Origin of the sequence: Micromonospora tarensis (assembly GCF_016803395.1) — a bacterium.
Lineage (GTDB): Bacteria > Actinomycetota > Actinomycetes > Mycobacteriales > Micromonosporaceae > Micromonospora > Micromonospora tarensis.
This window is the reverse complement of the sequence record NZ_JAEVHL010000458.1, coordinates 1-2,080: the sequence shown is the minus strand read 5'-3', so window position 1 is coordinate 2,080 and position 2,080 is coordinate 1. Positions and strand designations below refer to the sequence as shown.

The following is a 2,080-nucleotide window of genomic DNA, read 5'->3' as shown; positions in this document are numbered from 1 at the left end:
GTCGGCGGACGGACGGTGCAAGCCGTTCGCGGCGGCCGCCGACGGGACCGCCTGGTCGGAGGGGCGCCGGGCGTGCTGCTGGTGGAGCGGGCGTGAGCGACGCGCGGCGGCGCGGGCACCCGGTGCTGGCGGTGGTGCGCGGCTCGGCGGTCAACCAGGACGGCGCGTCGAACGGGCTGAGCGCGCCCAACGGCACGGCGCAGCAGCGGGTGATCCGGGCGGCGTTGGACGCGGCCGGGCTGTCGCCGTCGGACGTGGACGCGGTGGAGGCGCACGGCACCGGCACCACCCTCGGTGATCCGATCGAGGCGCGGGCGCTGATCGCCGCGTACGGGCCGGGGCGGGACCGACCGCTGTGGTTGGGGTCGCTGAAATCGAACATCGGGCACACCCAGGCGGCTGCCGGGGTCGCCGGGGTGATCAAGATGGTGCTCGCCATGCGGCACGGGGTGCTGCCCCGCACGCTGCACGTGGACGCGCCCACCCCGCACGTCGACTGGTCCGGCGGCGCGGTGTCGCTGCTGACCGGTGAGGTGCCGTGGGCAGGGCCGAGGCGGGCCGGGGTGTCGTCGTTCGGGATCAGCGGCACCAACGCCCACGTCATCGTCGAGGCCGCCCCGGACGAGCCGGACGACGCCGCACCGAGCACGGATCTGGACGCACCCTGGATCGTCTCCGGCGCGAGCCCGGCGGTGGTCGCCGCGCAGCTCGACCTCCTGACCGCGCTGCCCGCCACGGTACGGCGGGTGGACGTCGCGTACTCCCTGGCGGTCGGTCGCACCGCGCTGGACTACCGCGCGGTCGTCGGTCAGGACGTGACCCAGCGGGCCGGCGACGGTCGGGTGGTCTTCGTGTTCCCGGGTCAGGGTTCGCAGTGGACCGGAATGGGTCTTCAGTTGTGGGACACCTCGCCGGTGTTCGCCGCTTCGATGCGCGCGTGCGCGGAGGCGTTGCGCCCGTACACGGGTTGGTCGTTGCGGGAGGTCCTGGCGGGTCCGTTGGACCGGGTGGAGGTGGTGCAGCCGGCGCTGTTCGCGGTGATGGTCTCGCTCGCCGCGGTGTGGCGGTCCTACGGCGTCGAGCCGTCGGCGGTGGTGGGTCATTCGCAGGGTGAGATCGCGGCGGCGTACGTGGCGGGTGCCCTGTCGTTGGACGACGCGGCGCGGGTGGTGGCGTTGCGGAGTCGGGCGTTGCGGGTGATCGCCGGGCGGGGCGGGATGGTGTCGGTGCCGTTCGCCGACGTGGACCCGGGTGAGCTGTCCGTGGCGGCGGTCAACGGGCCGGACTCGACCATCCTCTCCGGTGATGTGGCGGCGGTGGACCGGTTCCTGGCGGCCGAGCCGCGTGCCCGGCGGGTGGCGGTGGACTACGCGTCGCACTCGCCGCACGTCGAGGCGGTCCGCGACGAGATCCTGACCACGCTGAAGAACATCGAGCCGCGACCATCCACGGTGCCATTCCACTCGACCGTCACCGGGGAGCGGTTCGACACCGCCGGTCTGGACGCCGGGTACTGGTACCGCAACCTGCGGGAGACGGTTCGGTTCGCCGACACGGTGACCGCGCTGCCCGGCGTGCTGATCGAGGTCAGCCCGCACCCCGTGCTGGGCCTCGCCCTGCACACCCTGCGCCGGGACCAGAACGACGTGCACGCCGCGTTGGCCCGCGCCTGGACCCACGGGGCGCCCGTCGACTGGGCCACTGTGTACGCGCCGCACCGCCCGCGCCGCGTCGAACTGCCCACCTACCCGTTCCAGCGACGGCGCTACTGGTCGACCCCGCGTCGCGGCGGCGACCCGGCCGCCGCCGGCCACCCGCTCCTCGACACGACGATCGACCTACCCGGCGACGGACGCCTCTGCACCGCCCGCTGTCCACCGACGACCACCCCTGGCTGGCCGACCACACCGTCCTGGACACCGTCCTGCTGCCCGGCGCCGCCCTGCTCGAACTCGCCCTGCACGCCGCCGGCGGCGACCCCGTCGCCGAGCTGGCCCTCGAAGCGCCAGTGCGCCTGCCTCCCGGCGTCCCGGTGCAGCTCCAGGTCGCCGGTGGCCGCCACCGACGCCGGACGGCCGAC

1 protein-coding gene and 1 pseudogene are annotated in these 2,080 nt (G+C 74.7%); both read left to right on the top strand.

Going from position 1 to position 2,080, the window contains the following annotated elements:
* Positions 1-1,607: pseudogene (locus tag JM949_RS38880) on the top strand (type I polyketide synthase); the annotation flags it as partial.
* A partial coding sequence (locus tag JM949_RS39475) for a polyketide synthase dehydratase domain-containing protein (protein ID WP_309232460.1) occupies positions 1,514-2,080 on the top strand: 567 nt, incomplete at its 3' end. The pseudogene JM949_RS38880 and the gene JM949_RS39475, both read left to right, overlap by 94 nt.